This is a genomic window from Streptomyces malaysiensis subsp. samsunensis (genome assembly GCF_024519315.1).
Taxonomy (GTDB): domain Bacteria; phylum Actinomycetota; class Actinomycetes; order Streptomycetales; family Streptomycetaceae; genus Streptomyces; species Streptomyces malaysiensis.
Genome location: NZ_JANIIC010000045.1, coordinates 79472 through 96535 on the forward strand (window position 1 = coordinate 79472; position 17064 = coordinate 96535).

10 protein-coding genes are annotated in these 17064 nt (G+C 73.1%); 2 read left to right on the forward strand and 8 right to left on the reverse strand.

Features of this window, described 5'->3' with window-relative positions; translation table 11 throughout:
* Positions 1-49: 49 nt before the first annotated feature.
* From NQU54_RS31990 to NQU54_RS32025, 8 genes are all read right to left on the reverse strand, one after another.
* Positions 50-1003 (reverse strand): ABC transporter permease, encoded by a 954-nt coding sequence (locus tag NQU54_RS31990; RefSeq protein WP_257634060.1) that lies wholly within the window; start codon positions 1001-1003, stop codon positions 50-52.
* Positions 1000-2592 carry an ABC transporter substrate-binding protein gene (locus NQU54_RS31995; RefSeq protein ID WP_257634061.1) on the reverse strand — a complete coding sequence of 531 codons (1593 nt, stop codon included), beginning with the start codon at positions 2590-2592 and terminating at the stop codon, positions 1000-1002. The genes NQU54_RS31990 and NQU54_RS31995 overlap by 4 nt, the downstream gene beginning before the upstream one ends.
* A 200-nt stretch (positions 2593-2792) precedes the next feature.
* On the reverse strand, positions 2793-3596 hold the full coding sequence (locus NQU54_RS32000) for a class I SAM-dependent methyltransferase (protein WP_257634062.1): 804 nt from the start codon (positions 3594-3596) through the stop codon (positions 2793-2795).
* A 16-nt stretch (positions 3597-3612) separates the two neighbouring features.
* The gene (locus NQU54_RS32005; protein WP_257634063.1) at positions 3613-4866 is read right to left on the reverse strand and encodes an MFS transporter; all 1254 of its coding nucleotides are present in this window, start codon (positions 4864-4866) and stop codon (positions 3613-3615) included.
* The gene (locus NQU54_RS32010; protein WP_257634064.1) at positions 4850-5965 is read right to left on the reverse strand and encodes a mandelate racemase/muconate lactonizing enzyme family protein; all 1116 of its coding nucleotides are present in this window, start codon (positions 5963-5965) and stop codon (positions 4850-4852) included. The genes NQU54_RS32005 and NQU54_RS32010 overlap by 17 nt, the downstream gene beginning before the upstream one ends.
* Complete coding sequence (locus NQU54_RS32015; RefSeq protein ID WP_099012796.1) at positions 5962-7053, reverse strand: PLP-dependent cysteine synthase family protein; 1092 nt, start codon at positions 7051-7053, stop codon at positions 5962-5964. Before NQU54_RS32015 ends, NQU54_RS32010 begins: the two co-directional genes overlap by 4 nt.
* Positions 7050-7901 (reverse strand): Rossmann-like domain-containing protein, encoded by an 852-nt coding sequence (locus tag NQU54_RS32020; protein ID WP_257634065.1) that lies wholly within the window; start codon positions 7899-7901, stop codon positions 7050-7052. The genes NQU54_RS32015 and NQU54_RS32020 overlap by 4 nt, the downstream gene beginning before the upstream one ends.
* Complete coding sequence (locus NQU54_RS32025; protein WP_257634066.1) at positions 7898-9154, reverse strand: ATP-grasp domain-containing protein; 1257 nt, start codon at positions 9152-9154, stop codon at positions 7898-7900. The genes NQU54_RS32020 and NQU54_RS32025 overlap by 4 nt, the downstream gene beginning before the upstream one ends.
* Before the next feature lie 226 nt (positions 9155-9380).
* Here NQU54_RS32025 and NQU54_RS32030 point away from each other — a divergent pair, with 226 nt between their 5' ends.
* Positions 9381-10883 (forward strand): alpha/beta hydrolase, encoded by a 1503-nt coding sequence (locus NQU54_RS32030; RefSeq protein ID WP_257634067.1) that lies wholly within the window; start codon positions 9381-9383, stop codon positions 10881-10883.
* A gap of 321 nt (positions 10884-11204) precedes the next feature.
* A partial coding sequence (locus tag NQU54_RS32035) for a type I polyketide synthase (protein ID WP_257634068.1) occupies positions 11205-17064 on the forward strand: 5860 nt, incomplete at its 3' end.

A 17064-nucleotide genomic window follows, 5' to 3' on the forward strand; every position in this document is an offset into this window, starting at 1 on the left:
CCCGGCCGGGCCCGGCGACCCCGTCCCGGCCGCTCGTCGGCGTACGCGCTCACGCCGTCACCTCGGCACGGGGGGCGAACCCGCGGGTGACCAGATCGGCGCCGATGTTCAGGACGACGGTGACGACGCCGAAGACCACCGCGAGCCCCTGCACCACGGGCACATCGCGTTCGGCGACCGCGTTCATCAGCACGGTTCCCAGACCGGGGATCACGAACAGCGCCTCCACGACGATGACCCCGCACAGCAGCCAGTCCACCGTGCGGGCGAGGTGCTGGGCGGCCGGGGCGACCGCGTTGGGCAGGGCGTGTGCGTAGCGGATCCGGGCGCCGTGGATGCCGTACCGGCGCGCCTGGGCGACGTACGGCGAGGCGAGCGCCTCGATCATTCCGGCGCGCACCATGCGGGCCAGCGAACACACCGGCCGGGACAGCAGGACGAGCACGGGAAGCACCAGCGCGGCGGGGTGGGCGAGCAGATCGGTGCCGTAGCCCACGGCCGTCGGCGGCAGCCAGCCCAGCCGCAGCGCGAAGACGGTCACCAGCAGCACACCGAGGGCGAATTCGGGGACGGCGTAGACGCCGAGGGTCACCGTGGAGATGGCCCGGTCCACGAGCCGCCCCTGGTGGCGGGCGGCGAGCACGCCCAGCCCCACCCCGGCCGGCACCAGGAACAGCACCGTGAGGGAGGCGAGGAGCAGGGTGGGGCCGAAGCCGTCGGCCACATACGAGTTCACGGGCCGTCCCGAGACCAGCGAGGTGCCGAGGTCGCCGTGCGCCAGCCCGGCCGCCCAGTCCAGCAGGCGGACGGCGGCGGGCCGGTCCAGCTCCATGGTGTCGCGGATGGCGGCGATCCGCGCCGGGTCGGGCTGGTCCCCGGCGAGTACCACGGCGGCGTCCCCCGGCAGCGCCTCGGTGAGCGCGAAGACCAGCAGCACCACGGCCACGGTCTGGGCGGCGCCGAGCAGCAGCCGCCGGGCGAGCCAGGAGCGCACGGGCGTCAACGGAGCCAGACCTTGTCGAAGCGGGCCCAGCCCAGGGTGTTGGCCGGGGCCTCGCGGTCGACGCCGCCCACGGCGGGCGCGGTGCCGATGATCCAGTCGGCGAACCCCCAGACCAGGAAGCCCCCTTCGGCGTACAGACGGCGCTGCATGCGCTCGTAGACGGCGGCGCGGGCCTTGTCGTCCTTGGTGGACTGGGCCTGCTGGTAGAGGGCGTCGAAGTCCCGGTGATGCCATTTGGTGGCGTTGGTGGTGGAGTCGGTGAGCAGCCGCTGGGAGATATGGGACTCGATGGGCATGGCGCCGGAGCGGTAGCTGCACAGGGTGCCGGAGTCGAGGATGTCGCTCCAGTAGGAGTCCTTGCTGCCGTTCCGCACCGTGATCTTGACTCCGGCCTTGGCGGCCTGGTCGCGGAAGATGGCGGCGGCCTCGGTGAATCCGGCGGCGACGGACGAGGTGTCGAGGGTGACCCTGAGTCCGTCCGCGCCCGCCTGCTTCAGCAGCTTACGTGCGCGGTCGAGGTCCTGTTCGCGCTGCGGGAGCCCGGCCGGGTAGTACTCATAGCCCTTGCCGAACAGGTCGTTGCCGAGTTGGCCCGCGCCGGACAGGGCGCCGTCGATCAGCTCCTTCCGGTCGGCGATGAGGAAGAACGCCTCACGGACGCGCTTGTCGTCGAAGGGCGGGCGGTCGGTCTTCATCGCGAACGCCTGCATGGTGCTGCCCGGCAGCCGGACGATCTCCATCCGGCCGCCGCGCTCATGGGCGCGGGCGGTGGTGGGGTTCAGCTCATGGGCGTACTCGACCTGGCCGCCGAGGAGCGCGTTGACGCGGGCGGACTCCTCGTTCGCCACGATGAATTCGAGCTCGTCGAGGTAGGGGGCGCCGTCCCAGTAGGCGTCGTTGCGCCGCAGCACGGTGGAGCGTCCCGGGGCGAAGGAGACGAGCCGGAAGGGCCCGCTGCCGACCGGTTTGCGATCGAAATCCTCAGCGCCGTCGGGGACGATGTACGCGCCGAACGCGGCGAGGATATTGGGGAATTCGGCGGTCGGGCGCTTGAGGACGAACTCGACGGTCCGCCGGTCCACGGCCCGGCTCGCCGTGAGATCGATGGGCTCGAGGGACGCCTTGGCGCGGAACGCCCGCTTCGGATCGGCGATACGGCGGTAGCTGTGGAGGACGTCCCGCGCGGTCACCGGCTTGCCGTTGTGGAAGGCGGCGTCCCGCAGGGTGACCTGCCAGCGGTCCAGGCCCGCGTTCGGCTCCCACGACCGGGCCAGGCGCGGCCGGGCGGAGAGGTCGGCGCCGTAGTCGGCGAGCTTGTCGAAGAGCGCCTTGGCGCGGGCGACATCGGCGAACAGATTGCCCAGATGCGGATCGAGCGTTTCGCTCGCACCGCCGCCCGCGAAGGCGGCGCGCAGCCGTCCGCCACGCCGTGGCTTTCCGTCGCCCTTCGCATCGTCCCGGCCGGAGGTGCCGCCGCCGCATCCGGCGAGGGTGAGTGCGCCGAGGCCGGCGAGGCCCGAGGCCGTGGCGAGGAAGCCGCGCCGGTGCGGGCTCGGGAGGTGGCGGCGGGGAGCGGGTTCATCGTGCATGGCGGTGTTCCTCGAAGGTGTCGGGGGCGGTCGTCGGCGGTGGCGGCTCGGTGGCGGGCGTCGATGGTCGCGGCTCGGTGGCGGATGTCCTCGGTCGCGGCCCGGTGGCGGGCTCGGCGGTCACGGCTCTGTAGCGGTCGTCGGCGGTCGCGGCCCGGTGGCCGTCAGCCTGGATCGCGGCCCGCAGGGGCCCGGTTCGGTCAGCCGGTCAGCCGGGCGACGAGATGCAGCCGGTCGGAGTCGACCGTGGTGGCCGCGTCGTCGCCCTCGCGCCACGGCGGCTCGGTGCGCGGCCCCGGCCGGTCGTACAGGCCGAGGACGGTGAAGCCGTGGCCGGTCAGGAAGTGCCGTAGCTCCTGCGGGAAGAGCAGCCGCCACGCCGAGTGCTGCTCGACCGGCGGGGACCCGTCGTCGGCCGACCATACGCGCCTCCGGCGCAACAGCTGCGCCGCCCGGTCGAGGGACAGGGTGGTGGTGGACCGGTGGACGGTGCCGTGGCGGCTGAAGGCATCGACGGTGGGGGTGCCGAGGAGTTCGGTACGGCCCAGGAAGAAGGCGCCGTTGCGCAGCTCCGCGACGAGGAGGCCGCCGGGCGCCAGCCCGGCGCGGCAGGAGGTGAGAAAGCCGTCGAGGTCGTCATTGGTGTGGCAGTACAGCAGGGCGCTGTCCAGGCACACCACGGCGTCGAAGGTGCCGAGGTCGAAGCCGCGCAGATCGGCGTGGCGGTACTCCGGTCCCGGGTGGTGCTCGCGGGCGTACTCCAGCATCGCCGTCGAGAGGTCGGCCCCGACGACCGTGCGGCCCGCGCCGTGCAGATACGCGGCGTCGCGCCCGGTGCCGCAGCCGATGTCCAGGACCCGTGGACCGGCGCCGTACCGCCGCAGGACGTCCTCGGCCCAGCGGCCGGCGATCCGTTCGGGGTCGGGGAATCTGGCCTCGTACAGTTCGGGGCTGTCGGTGAGCAGATTGCCCCGGGACGTGTCGCGCTGTGGTTCGTGTCGCATCTCGTGCCGTTCTCTCTCAGGCGGCCACGGGGACGGCCGGGCGCGGGGCGGGCAGTGTTCCGGTGCGGTGCAGCCGGGCGACGCCACCGGCCGAGGCGAGGCCGAAGGCCAGGCAGCAGGCCCAGGGCAGCCAGGCGGCGCCCCCGTGCGCCCCGGCGTCCATGGCCCAGCCGACGGCCGTGTTGCCCACGGCCGCGGCGATGCCGGAGACCACGTAGAAGAGCCCGAAATAGGTGCCGGTGAGCTCGGTTCGCCCGAAGCCGGGGATCAGCTCCATCACAAAGGGCTGGGCGACCATCACGCCCAGGTAGAGCAGGAGGGCACCGGCCAGTACCGGCAGGGCGTACAGCGCCTTCGTCCCCGGCCCGCCGGGCGAGGCCCCCGCGACCACCATGGGCGGCAGGAAGGCCAGACCCATCAGCGCGAGGCCCACGCAGATCCACCGTGCCCGGCTGCCGCGCGCCTTCAGGGCGCGGGTGATCCGCAGCTGGAGCGCGAGATTGGTGAGCGTGCCGACGAGGAAGACGAGCCCGGCCGCGCCGTCCCAGCCGGTGGCCTGGCGCGCCCCGGCGGGCAGCAGCAGATACAGCTGATTCTCGAGGGTGAACATGCCGACCATGGCCAGCGCGAAGGCCAGGAAGGCGCGGTTGCCGGCCACTTCCCGCCAGTCCGCGAGGACGCCGCCGGGCGGCGGTGTGACGGTGCGGGCGGGGAGCACCAGCGCCTGGGCGACGGTCAGCAGCGCGAAGATCGCGGCGGCGGTGAGCGCGGAGGCACGGAAGTCCACGAGCAGCAGGGCGCTGCCGAGCAGCGGCCCGATCAGGGCGCCGGTGGTCGCGAAGACGTTGAACAGCGCGAACGCCTCCGCTTGGCGCCCGCCCGCCTCCTGCGCCAGATAGGCCCGTACGGCAGGGTTGAACAGGGCGCCCGCCAGGCCGCTGAGCACCGAGGCGGCGAGCAGCACCGGCAGGCCGTCGCCGAGCGCGAAGAGCGCGAATCCGAGGGTGCGTACCGCACAGCCGGTGATGATGACCCCGCGTGCGCCCAGCCGGTCGGAGGCCGATCCGCCGATGATGAACAGACCCTGCTGGCTGAGGTTGCGTACCCCCAGCACCGTGCCGACGACGGCCGCCGACATGCCCAGATCCTCGCTCAGGTGGGTGGCGAGATACGGGATGAGCAGGTAGAAGCCGGTGTTGACGCCGAGTTGGTTGATCAGCAGCAGGCGGATCGCGAGCGGGAAGCCCCGCAGTTCACGCCAGGTCTTCACGGTGCTCCTCCCCTCCGGCTCCTGCGGCTCCCTCGATGCCCTCGGCTCCCGCCGCGGCCGTGGTCCGTCGCCGCACGCCGAGTCCGGGGCGGCCACTGGTCCGTACGACCCCGTCGGTGCCCCCGATGCCGGTCCACGGGTCATGGGCGAGCAGCAGATGTCCGTCGAGGTCGATCCAGCGGGCGCGGCCCACGAGGTGGACGGCGGGCGCGAGGCCGAGGGTGCTGGCGGTCAGACAGCCGAGCATCAGCTCGGTGCCGCTGCCCTCGATCAGCGAGGCGATCCGCAGCGCCGCGTGGACGCCGCCGCACTTGGCCAGCTTGACGTTGACGCCCCGCACCCGCCCGGCGAGCCGGCGGACGTCCTCGTGGTCCACGGCGTCCTCGTCCGCGATGACGGGCAGCGGTGAGCGTTCGGCGAGCCGCGCCAGCGCCTCGGGGTCACCCGGTGCGATGGGCTGTTCAACGGCCTCGACGGTGAGGTCCGCGAAGCGGGGCAGCAGCTCCCGCGCCTGGGGCACGGTCCAGGCGCCGTTGGGGTCGAGCAGCAGCCGGGCGGTGGGCGCGGCGGCGCGCACCGCCCGTACGCGTTCCACGTCGTCCTCGGGGTCCTGGGCCCCTGCCTTGATCTTGATGATGGAGAATCCGCTGTCGGCCAGGCACCGGGCCTGCGCCGCCGCCCGCTCGACCGGGACGATTCCCACGGTGCGGGCGGTGGCGGCGAACTGCCGCGTCGTGGCGGCGTCGAGAAGCCGGTGGAGGGGCAGGCCCGCGCGTTTGCCGCGGAGGTCGAGGAGTGCCGATTCGACGGCGGCTCGCACCGCGGCCGGGCGGTGGTGGCCGTACTCCTCCTCGCACAGGGCGGACAGCGCGCTCTCCGGGTCGGCGAAGCGCGCCAGGTCCTGGCCCGCCTCGTGCAGCAGCCGCTGGAGGGTGGCGGTGTCGAGGCCGTAGTAGCCGCTGGTGACCGCCTCGCCGTGGCCGTACTGCCCCGCGTGTTCGACGGTCAGCCAGACGGCGTCGCGGGCGGCCATGGTGGAACGGGAAATACGCAGCGGCTCGGCGAGTTCGAGGCGTACGGTGCGCTGACGGGCTTTCACGAGGTGCTTTCCAGGGTCGGGGACCCGCTGCTCAGCGGGTCGGTGACGGTGGTGCAGCGCACCCAGCCGGTGGCCTCGGCGGCGCGCGGGTGCGCGATCTGCACGGGCCGGGTGGCGGCGGTGGTCAGGTCGAGGCCGTGTGCGGTGGCGAAGTCGTCGTCGTAGACGGTGCCGAGATAGCGGTGCGGTCCGTCGGGGAAGACGGTGGCGACGACGGCTCCGGGGTGGACGCGGGCGGCCCAGGCGGCGACGAGCCCGACGGCCCCGGTGCTCCAGCCGCCGCTGATGAAGCTGCCCCTGGCCAGCGCCCGGCAGGTGTGCGCCGCCTCGGCGGGGCCCACCCAGTGGACCTCGTCGAAGGCGTCATAGGCCACGTTGCGCGGGTGGATGCTGCTGCCCAGCCCGCGCATCAGCCGGGGCCGTGCGGGCTGGCCGAAGATGGTGGATCCGGTGGCGTCGACCCCGATGAGCCGCAGCGCGGGCCAGCGTTCGCGCAGTGGCCGGATGAGGCCGGCGCTGTGGCCGCCGGTGCCGACGCTGCACACCAGGATGTCGAGATGGTCGAGCTGACCGGTCAGTTCGGCGGCGAGCGAGGCGTAACCGGAGGTGTTGTCGGGATTGTTGTACTGATCGGGCCAGTACGCGTCCGGCAGCAGCGCCAGCAGTTCGCGCAGCCGCGCCAGCCGGGCGGCCTGCCAGCCGCCCTCGGCCGCCGGGCGGTCCACGAGTTCCAGGCGGACGCCGTAGGTGCGCAGCAGCTGCCGCATCGACGGTTCGAGCTCGGTGTCGCAGACCAGCACGATGGGGTGGCCGAGCGCCTGGCCCGCGAAGGCGAGGCCGATGCCGAGCGTGCCGGAGGTGGATTCCACCACCGGGGCGCCGGGCCGCAGTTCGCCGCGCTCCCGGGCGCCGAGCAGCATGGACACGGCGGCGCGTGCCTTCATCCCACCGGCGCCGAGCCCTTCCAGCTTGGCCCAGAAGCCGGGGTGGGGGCAGGGCAGATCGGTGGTGATCCGGGCGAGCGGGGTGCGGCCGAGCAGGGCGAGGAGGCCACCGCCCGCGGGGGCGGGGTGGAGGGCCGTGGTCATGGCGCGCCCCCGTAACAGTGGATGGTCCCGGGGCCGCCGTCGAGCCAGAAGAAGGGGTAGGGCTCGGCGCACACCGCGCTGACCCCGGCGCCGATCAGACGGGGCAGGATCGCGCTGCCGGTCTGGGCGAACATCACCAGTTGCTTGCCGTGGCGCAGGGCGTGTTCGCGCAGCGGCTCGAAGGTGCCGTTGCCGAGCGTCATACCGGAGGCGAGGACGGCGTCGCAGTGGTCCAGCCGCGCGAGCGCGTCGGTGGCGATCGGCTCTCCCCACTCCGTGGTGCCGCCCTTGAGGTCGCACGGCACATAGCGCAGTCCTCGTGAACGCAGCGCCTCCAGAAGGGAGTTGACCACGCCCACGACGAGGACGGTCCGGCCCGGCGCCAGGTCCAGCAGCCCGGTGACGGATTCGGCCCGCGCACGGGACTTGCGGAGGGAGTCGCCCGCCGCGAGGGACACCGGCCGGGCCCCATGGCCGGGGGTGTGCGGCAGCACATGCATCAGATAGGCGTCGAGGGCGGCGATCCGGACCGGTGTCAGGTCGTGGCGCAGCAACCGGGCCACGTCCGCGCCCACACAGTCGTCGATCGCTCCGTCGGGCAGCGCGCCGGGCTCGACCGCGCATGAGCCGACGGCCTCGGCGAGGCGCAGGCTGAGCACCTCGTTGCGGTAGCCACCGCTGCGCCCGTCGTGGCGTACGGCCTGGCACGTGGTGAAGGCCACGGCGATCCGCAGCGTTCTCGGGTCGGGCCCGAGGGCCCCGTCCAGAGCCCGGCCGAGCAGTTCCCCGGAGGACAACTCCCCTTGGCGGGCGGTGCGTTCGGCGGTCCGCCCGGTGTCCGTCGTCATGCGATCACCACGCGCGGGCGCAGCCCGGCCAGCAGGGCCTCGACGCGGTCGCGGGCCCCAGGGCCTTCCGTGTCGGCCGCCATGATGTGGCCGAGGTATTCGTTGTTGCTCCCGGCCGCCTTGACGTGTTCGCCGGGCTCGGCGAGCCGCACCTCGAGGACGTCCGGCTCCTCCCATACCGCGTCGCCGCCCTCGATCGAGACCAGCGTTCCGGCGGTGTCCGGCACCAGGAAGCCGATGGCGGCGCTGCGCAGCCCGGTGTCCCGCCGCCGCAGATCGGGCCGCTTGCCGAGCGCGACGTCCACGAAGGCGGCGGCGAGGTCGACGCCGGTGACATGGCGGACCAGTTCGGTGATGCGGTTGCCCGCGGGGCGGGGGTTGACCTCGACCACCCGTGGCCCGGCGGTGGTCAGCTTGATCTCGGTGTGGGCCACGACGCCGTCCAGGCCGAGCGCCTTCAGCGCGAGCAGCGCGGTCTCGCACACCGCTTCGGCGTCCTCCGGGGCGAGCGCGGCCGGAAACATATGCCCGGTCTCGATGAACGCGGGCGCCCCGCCGACGCTCTTGTCCGTCACCCCGACCACCTCGGCCGCACCGCCGAACGACACCGTCTCGACGCTGAACTCCGGCCCTTCGAGGAGCTCTTCGAGCAGTACGACGGGCGAACGGCGCTGGCCACGGGCGTTGACGGGGAAGTCGGCGAGCGCGCGAAAGGCGTCCAGCAACCCACCTTCGTCATCCACCCGCCGTACGTACATTCCGGCGCACAGGTCCACGGGCTTGACCACCAGCGGATAGCCGATGTGCCGCGCCGCCTCGGCGGTCCGCGCCCAGTCGGCGCAGACGGCGTAGCGCGGTCCGGCCACTCCGGCGGCTTCGAGCACACTCCGGGTGGTGTCCTTGCGGCAGGCGCTCTCCACCGCTTCCGCGGAGGGTCCGGGCAGCCCCAGCCGGCCGGCGATGCGAGCGACCGTCGGCAGGTAGTAGTCGCAGGAGGTTATGACGCCGTCGAAGCCCAGCGTGGTGTGCAGCCGTTCCACCAGCGACAGCAGGGAGTCGGTGTCGTTGGTGTCGGCGGTGAGCACATGGCGGGCGGCGAGCAGCGGATGGGCGGTGCCCTCGGGCGCCGAACGCAGATAGTGGTGCAGATCGCGCGTGAGGAAGGTGAACTCGTGCCCACTCTCCCGGATCGCCCGTGGCAGCAGCCTGCTCATCGATCCGACCCAGCTCTCGACCATCAGCAGGTGGGCCACAACTCTCCTTCGTCGTCGTCAGGTTGAGGGGCAACGTTCGTCGTCGTCGGGCTGAGGGCAGGGCGGTTCCGGCGCCGGGCGCGTCGGGTGTCCTCGCCTTGACCGCCCACCGCACATTAATCGAGAATCGTTTTCATTGTCATCTGATGGTTCGAAAACTTCTCGGTGGGCGCGGTCACAGCCCCCTCCTCCGATCGCGTCCACCACTCACCAGATAGCGAGACCCATGGCTCCCCCCGCCCGGCGCTCCTCGGTGGCCTGCGCCCTCATGGCGTGCGCCGCGACCCTCCTCACCGGCGCGCCCGTCCCCGCCCACGCCGACGCCCCGGCCCCAACCCTTCGTTTCGGCGCCTGCCCGGACTCCGTACCGGACCCGCCCGCGCCGGAGCGCGTCGCATGCGCGACGCTCGCCGTTCCGCTGGACCGGCACCACCCGGAGGGCGAACGCATCCGGATCGCCGTCTCCCGCGTACGGGCCTCCGGGTCCCCCGCAGAGCGGCGCGGCATCCTTCTGGTGAACCCGGGAGGGCCCGGCGGGTCGGGGCTGCCGTACGCGGTCACCAAACGGGCCAAACTCCCCGAGAGCGTCCGGCGTTCGTACGACATCATCGGCTTCGACCCGCGCGGTGTCGGCCACAGCGCACCCGCCGACTGCGGCCGTATGGGTGGTCTCTTCGACGGTCCGGGCGCCGATCCCGTACCGGTCGGCCCCAGGGCGGAACGCGCACACCTCCGCTCCCTGCGGCGCATGGCGGACGACTGCGCGGCGGGGGCGGGCGGCGCCCTGCCGTACCTGTCGACGGAGCAGACCGCGCACGACATGGACGCCATCCGGGCGGCGCTCGGCGAGCGGCGCACCGGCTTCCTCGGTGTCTCCTACGGCAGCTACCTCGGCGCCGCCTACGCCGCCCACTTCCCCCGCCACGTGTCCCGCATGGTGCTCGACAGCGTCGTCGGCCCCGAGGAGTGGTACGACTTCGATCTGCGGCAGACCCGGGCCCTGCTGCGCCAGCGCGATGTCTTCTTCCGCTGGGCGGCGGAGCACACCGGCCGGTTCCGGCTCGGTGACAGCCCCGAGGCGGTGCGCGCGGCGTATCTGCGGGTGCGCGCGGGACTCGCCACCCGCCCGGTGGACGGGTTCGGCGCGGCCGCCTTCGACCGCGCCGTCTACCGCGCGCTCGGCCGCACCGAACGCTGGACTGGCCTCGCCGACGGCCTGCACGCCTATCTGAGCGACGGCGACACCGGCGCCCTGCGCCCCACCGACCCCTTCGACGGCCCCGAGTCGCGCAACTACGAAGCCGCCAACCGCATCGTGAAGTGCGCGGACGGCCACGCCCCCACGCCCCGCCAGGTGGTGGCCGACGTACGCCGCCTGCGGCGGCTGGATCCGCAGCCGGTGCTCACCGGCATCGAGGCGTCCACCTGCGCCTACTGGCACCACCGGCCCGCCCACCGCACCCGGCTCGGCGGCCCCGGCGCCCCGCCCGCCCTGCTGATCGCCTCCGCCCACGACCCCGTCACCCCCATCGAGGGCGCGCACCGGCTCCGGCGTCTGCTGCCCGGTTCCCGGCTGGTGACGCTCCACCAGGACTACTCCCACGGCGTGTTCGCCAGCCGGGGCAACCCCTGCGTGGACGGAGCCGCCGCCGCGTATCTGGTCGACGGGGCCCTTCCCGCGGCCGATGTGCACTGTGCCGGTCCGGGCCTGCCCGAGCCGCGGGACTGACCAGGTTTCGCCACTGTGCGCTTCGACATCCCGATGCCGCGCCGAACAGGCGTCGAGGCCCCCGCATTCCGCCTGACAGCCGCTGTCGCCACCGCGGTCAGGGGGAATGAGGGGGCTGTTTAGGGGACGGCCCGCTCGCCGCCGGAACAAGAATCACAACTACAGCGGCGAGCTTTCCCAAGCTCGTTCGAGCTTTCTCTCCCGGGCCTTCTTTCCCTCGGGCCGCGCAACCGGAGCGCGGCCGTCCCGCGCGGGGAGCGATCCCACGCGGGCCGGTCGCTCCTCCCGCGCGCCCTGCTTCGAACCGAGAGGTGTGGCGGCATGCTACGGACTGACCTGATCCGGCCGGTGCCCGAACTGCTCCGGGCCAACGCGGATCGCTTCGGTGACAAGCCGGCCTGTTCCGACGGCCACCGCACGGTCAGCCATGCCGAACTCGAGCGCCGTACCCGGCGGCTGGCCGGGCATCTCGCGGGGCTGCGGCTGCACCCCGGCGACCGCGCGATGATCTGCCTGGGCAACCGCGTGGAGACGCTGGAGAGCTACTTCGGCGTGTTGCGCGCGAACGCCATCGCGGTGCCGGTCAACCCGCGGTCGACCGACGCGGAACTCTCCTATCTGCTCGACGACAGCGGCGCCCGGCTGGTGCTCACCGACGCCGCCCACGCCGACCAGTTCGACCGGCTGCGGGAGCAGATCCCGGAGCTGAGGGTGGTCGTCAGTGGCGACGGACCGCTGCCCAAGGGGTTCATCGCGTACGAGCCGCTGCCGGACACCGAGCCGGAGCTGGCGGCCCGCGACGACCTGGGCCTGGACGAGGTCGCGTGGATGCTCTACACCTCGGGCACCACGGGCCTGCCGAAAGGCGTGCTGTCCACTCAACGGAACTGCCTGTGGTCCCTGGCCGCCTGCTACGTACCCGTGACCGGGCTGACCGCCGAGGACCGGGTGCTGTGGCCGCTCCCGCTGTTCCACAGCCTGTCGCACATCGTGTGTCTGCTGGCGGCGACCGCCGTCGGGGCCAGTACCCGGATCGTGGACGGGGTGGCGACGGCCGATGTGCTGGAGGCGCTGCGCGAGGAGCGGTCGACCTTCGTCGCCGGAGTGCCGACGCTCTACCACCATCTGATCGAGGCGGCGCGGGAGCGCGACTTCGCCGCGCCCGAGCTGCGGGTGGCGCTCGTGGGCGGGGCGGTGGCCACGGCGGACCTGGTCAGGTCGTTCGAGTCCACCTTCGGAGTGCCGCTCGTGGACGCGTACGGCAGCACCGAGACCTGTGGCGCGATCGCGGTGAACTGGCCCACCGGCCCCCGGGTCGAGGGGTCGTGCGGGCTGCCGGTGCCGGGGCTGACGGTGCGGCTGGTGGACCCGGACACCGGTGCCGACGTTCCGGCCGGGCAGGAGGGCGAGTTCTGGGTGTCCGGGCCGAACATCATGGCCGGGTACCACAACCAGCCGGAGGCGACGGCCGCGGCGCTGCGCGACGGCTGGTACCGCACCGGGGACCTCGGCCGCCGCGACAAGGCCGGATTCTGCACGGTGACCGGCCGGATCAAGGAACTCGTCATCCGCGCCGGGGAGAACATCCACCCGGGCGAGGTGGAGGCCGTGCTGCGCACCGTGCCCGGGGTGGCGGACGTGGCCGTGGTGGGCAAGCCGCACACGGTACTCGGCGAGGTGCCGGTGGCCTTCGTGGTGGCCGGCCCGGACGGCTTCGACCCGTCGGCGCTGCTGGCCACGTGCCGCGAGCGGCTGTCGTACTTCAAGGTGCCGGAGGAGATCTACGAGATCGCTCGGGTGCCGCGCACCGCCTCGGGGAAGATCACCCGGCATGTGCTGCTGGAGCTGCCCGCACGGCTGCGGGCCGCCGGGGACGGCCAGTACGACTCGCTGCTGAGGCTGGACTGGGTTCCGCAGCCCGCGCTGCCGGGCGCCCCGGCCGGGGCGGGCACCTGGGCGCTGCTGGACGGCGACACACTCGGCCTCGCGGAGGGGCTGCGGGCCGCGGGAGTGGACGCGCGGGTGGTGGCCGAGGGTGTGGGTGGCTCTGTGGCCGGTCTGGTGGCCGACTCAGTGGATGGCCTCGTGACCGACTCGGTTGCCGACCTCGTGACCGACTCGGTTGCCGACCTCGTAGCCGACTCGGTGGATGGCCTCGTGACCGACTCCGCCGGAGGTGGCGGTCGTCCGGCTCCGGATGTGGTCGTGGTGGCGCCTCCGGTGGCGGGCCTCCCCGATGCGGGGCAGGACCTGGTCGACCGGTTGGCGGCCCGGCTGGGCGGCTGGCTGGCCGACGACCGGCTGGCCGGCACGAAGTTCGTGGTGGCCACCACGGGCGCGGTGGCCACCGGCACCGAGGCGGACGCACCGGAGCCGCTGTCGGCCGCGCTGTGGGGTGTGGTGCGGTCGCTCCAGGCCGCCTGTCCCGGTCGGCTGACCCTGGTGGACGTGGACCTGGACGTGGACACGGACCTGGACGTGGACCTGGACGTGGACACGGACCTGGACCTGGACCTGGACATGGACATGGACGTGGACACGGACACGGACATGGACGTGGAGAGGGCCGGCGCGGCAGAAGGGGACGGGGACGGCCGAGGGGCCGCGCTGCGGCGCGCCGTCGAGAACGGCCACGACCAGGCGGCGGTTCGTACCGGAGTGCTGCTGGTGCCGCGTCTGACGCGCGTCTCGGTCCCCGCGGAGCCGGGCACCGCCCCGGTTCTGGACCCGGACGGACTGGTCGTGATCACCGGTGGCGACACCGCCCGCGGCACCGCGCTGGCCCGCCACCTGGTGGCCGGGTACGGCGCCCGGAATCTACTGCTGCTCAGTGCGAATGGTCTGCCGGAGGAGGCGGCGGCCGCGTTGCGGAGTGAGTTGGCGCGCGACGGGGCCCAGGTCTCGATGGCCGTGTGCGACCCGGCCGACCGGGCGGCGCTGGATTCGGTGCTGGACGCGCAGGACCGGCCGGTGACCGCCGCGGTGCATATCGAAGAGCCGGGCCCGGAGCGGTCGTTCGACACTTCGCTGCGTGGCATGACACACCTGGAGGAGCGGACCCGGCGGGCCGACCCGGCGCTGTTCGTTGTCGTCACCTCCGCCGCCGGGGTGCTCGGCTCACCGGGCCGTCCGGACCGCGCGGCCTCCGACCAGTTCGGCGAAGCCCTGGTACGGCGGCGCCGGGCGCTGGGCCTCGGCGGGCTGGCACTGGCCTGGGGCCCGCTGCCGGGCGAGCACGGTACCGCGCCGGTGGCCGGTGCCGTACCGCTGCCCGAGGCGCTGGCCCTGTTCGACGCGGCGCTGACCGCCGACCAGGGCCCGCTGACGCTGCTCAGGCCGAGCACCCAGGGGCTGCCGGGCGGCGAGCCCGTGCCCGCGGTGCTGCGCCACCTGGTGGACGCGCCGTCCGCCGTACCGACGTCGGACGAACCCGCCGCCGCGGAGTTCCGGCGGCGGCTGGCCGCCGAGAGCGAGTCCGGCCGCCAGCGCACGGCACTGGCGCTGGTGCGGGAGCACGCCGCGGCGGCGCTGGGGCTGGCCTCGGCCGACCCGGTCGAGCCCGGCCAGGCGTTCAGCGCGTTCGGCTTCACCTCACTCACCGCGGTCGCGCTGCGGAACCGGCTGAACGCGGCCACCGGGGCACGGCTCGCCGCCACGGTGGTCTTCGACCATCCGACCCCGGCCGCGCTGGCGCGGCATCTGGTGCGCGAGATCACCGGGAGGCGGAGCGAGCACGCTCCGGTGCGGGCGCGCGGGGTGTCCGACGAGCCGGTGGCGATCGTGGCGATGGGCTGCCACCTCCCGGGCGAGGTCCGCACGCCCGAGGACCTGTGGCGGTTGGTGTCCGACGGCCGCGACGCGATCGGCGGATTCCCGGAGGACCGGGGCTGGGACCTGTCCGGGCTGTTCGACCCCGACCCGGACGCCGTGGGCAAGTCCTACGTGCGCGAGGGCGGATTCCTCACCGACGCGGGCGGGTTCGACGCCGCCTTCTTCGGCATCTCGCCACGTGAGGCGCTGGCCATGGACCCGCAGCAGCGGCTGCTGCTGGAGACCGCGTGGGAGACCTTCGAGAACGCCGGGATCGACCCGAGTTCGCTGCACGGCACCGACGTCGGTGTGTTCAGCGGAGTGATGTACCACGACTACGGGGCCGACGCGGGGAGTACTGCGGAGGGCCTGGAGGGCCACCTTGGTGTGGGCAGCGCGGGGAGCGTCGTCTCCGGGCGCGTGGCCTACGCGCTGGGCCTGACCGGGCCCGCGGTGACCGTGGACACCGCCTGCTCGTCCTCACTGGTGGCGTTGCACCTGGCGGTTCAGGCGGTGCGTACCGGCGAGTGCTCGTTGGCGCTCGCCGGGGGTGTCGCGGTGATGAGCAGGCCGACATCGTTCATCGAGTTCTCCCGCCAGCGCGGCCTCGCCCCTGACGGGCGTTGCAAGTCCTTCGCGGAGGGCGCCGACGGCACCAACTGGTCCGAGGGCGTCGGGCTGGTGCTGCTGGAGCGGCTGTCCGACGCCCGTCGCAACGGGCATCAGGTGCTCGCGGTCGTCCGTGGCACGGCCGTCAACCAGGACGGCGCCTCCAACGGCCTGACCGCGCCCAACGGCCCCTCCCAGGAACGAGTGATCCGGCAGGCATTGGCGAACGCCGGGCTGACGGTGGCCGATGTGGACGCCGTGGAGGCCCATGGCACCGGCACCGCCCTCGGCGATCCGATCGAGGCCCAGGCCCTGCTGGCCACGTACGGGCAGGAGCGGTCGGAGGATCGGCCGCTGTGGCTCGGTTCGTTGAAGTCGAACATCGGGCATGCGCAGGCGGCGGCGGGCGTGGCCGGTGTGATCAAGATGGTGCTGGCGATGCGGGGCGGTGTACTGCCGAAGACGCTGCACGTGGAACAGCCCACCAGCAAGGTCGACTGGGCTTCGGGTGCGGTGTCCCTGCTCTCCGAGGCCCGGCCCTGGCCGGAGACGGGGCACCCCCGCCGCGCCGGAGTCTCGTCCTTCGGCGTCAGTGGGACGAACGCACATGTGGTCCTGGAGCAGGCACCGGAAGCGGTCGTGCCCGCGGCGGAGGCGGACGACGCGGGTACGCCTGGCTTGGTGGCCACGGGTGGGGTGGTGCCGTGGGTGCTGTCCGCCAAGAGCCCCTCGGCGCTGCGCGCTCAGGCCGAACGTCTCGTCGGACGCCTGGAGTTGGGCGATGCCCCGCGCGCGGTCGATGTGGGCTGGTCGCTGGCCACCACCCGCGCGGCTCTCGAACACCGCGCGGTCATCCTCGCCACCGACACCGAAAGCGGCACGGAAACCGCCCGTGCCCTGGCGGAGGGACGGCCTGACCCGCTTCTGATCACCGGGCAGACTGCGGCGGACGGCAAAACCGTGTTCGTCTTCCCCGGCCAAGGCGCCCAATGGGCCGGGATGGGGGCACAGCTCCTCAAGACTTCGCCGGTCTTCGCGGCCCGGCTCCATGAGTGTGCCGAGGCTCTGGCCCCGTACACCGACTGGTCGTTGATCGACGTCATCACCGGTACGCCCGAGGCTCCCTCGCTCGACCGCGTCGATGTCGTCCAGCCCGCCACCTTCGCCGTGGTCGTATCCCTGGCCGCACTGTGGCAGTCCATCGGCATCCTCCCCGACGCCGTCATCGGGCACTCCCAAGGCGAAATCGCCGCCGCCTGCGTCGCCGGACACCTCACCCTCCCCACCGCCGCCAAAATCATCACCCTCCGCAGCCAGACCATCGCCCACCACCTCGCCGGACACGGCGGCATGATGTCCCTCGCCGCCCCCGCCGACACCATCGACCTCACCAACTGGCACGGCAAACTCTGGATCGCCGCCCACAACAGCCCCAACGCCACCGTCATCGCAGGCGACACCGACGCCCTCCACGAACTCCACACCCACTACACCGACCAGGGCATCCGAGCCCGCAACATCCCCGTCGACTACGCCTCCCACACCGGACACGTCGACACCATCGAAGACCAGCTGGACCACGTACTCAACGGTGTCACCACCTCCACCGGCACCATCCCCTGGCTCTCCACCGTCACCGGCGAGTGGACCGAACCCCACACGGCTGACGGCGGCTACTGGTTCCGCAACCTCCGCCAGACCGTGCGGTTCGACACCACCGTCCGCACCCTCGCCGACGACGGCTACCGCACCTTCATCGAAG

What these genes read in the sequence shown, in the direction of transcription:
- NQU54_RS31995 (WP_257634061.1), bottom strand. Translation starts at nt 2,592, where the DNA reads ATGCACGATGAACCCGCTCCCCGCCGCCACCTCCCGAGCCCGCACCGG.
- NQU54_RS32000 (WP_257634062.1), bottom strand. Translation starts at nt 3,596, where the DNA reads ATGCGACACGAACCACAGCGCGACACGTCCCGGGGCAATCTGCTCACC.
- NQU54_RS32015 (WP_099012796.1), bottom strand. Translation starts at nt 7,053, where the DNA reads ATGACCACGGCCCTCCACCCCGCCCCCGCGGGCGGTGGCCTCCTCGCC.
- NQU54_RS32020 (WP_257634065.1), bottom strand. Translation starts at nt 7,901, where the DNA reads ATGACGACGGACACCGGGCGGACCGCCGAACGCACCGCCCGCCAAGGG.
- NQU54_RS32030 (WP_257634067.1), top strand. Translation starts at nt 9,381, where the DNA reads ATGGCTCCCCCCGCCCGGCGCTCCTCGGTGGCCTGCGCCCTCATGGCG.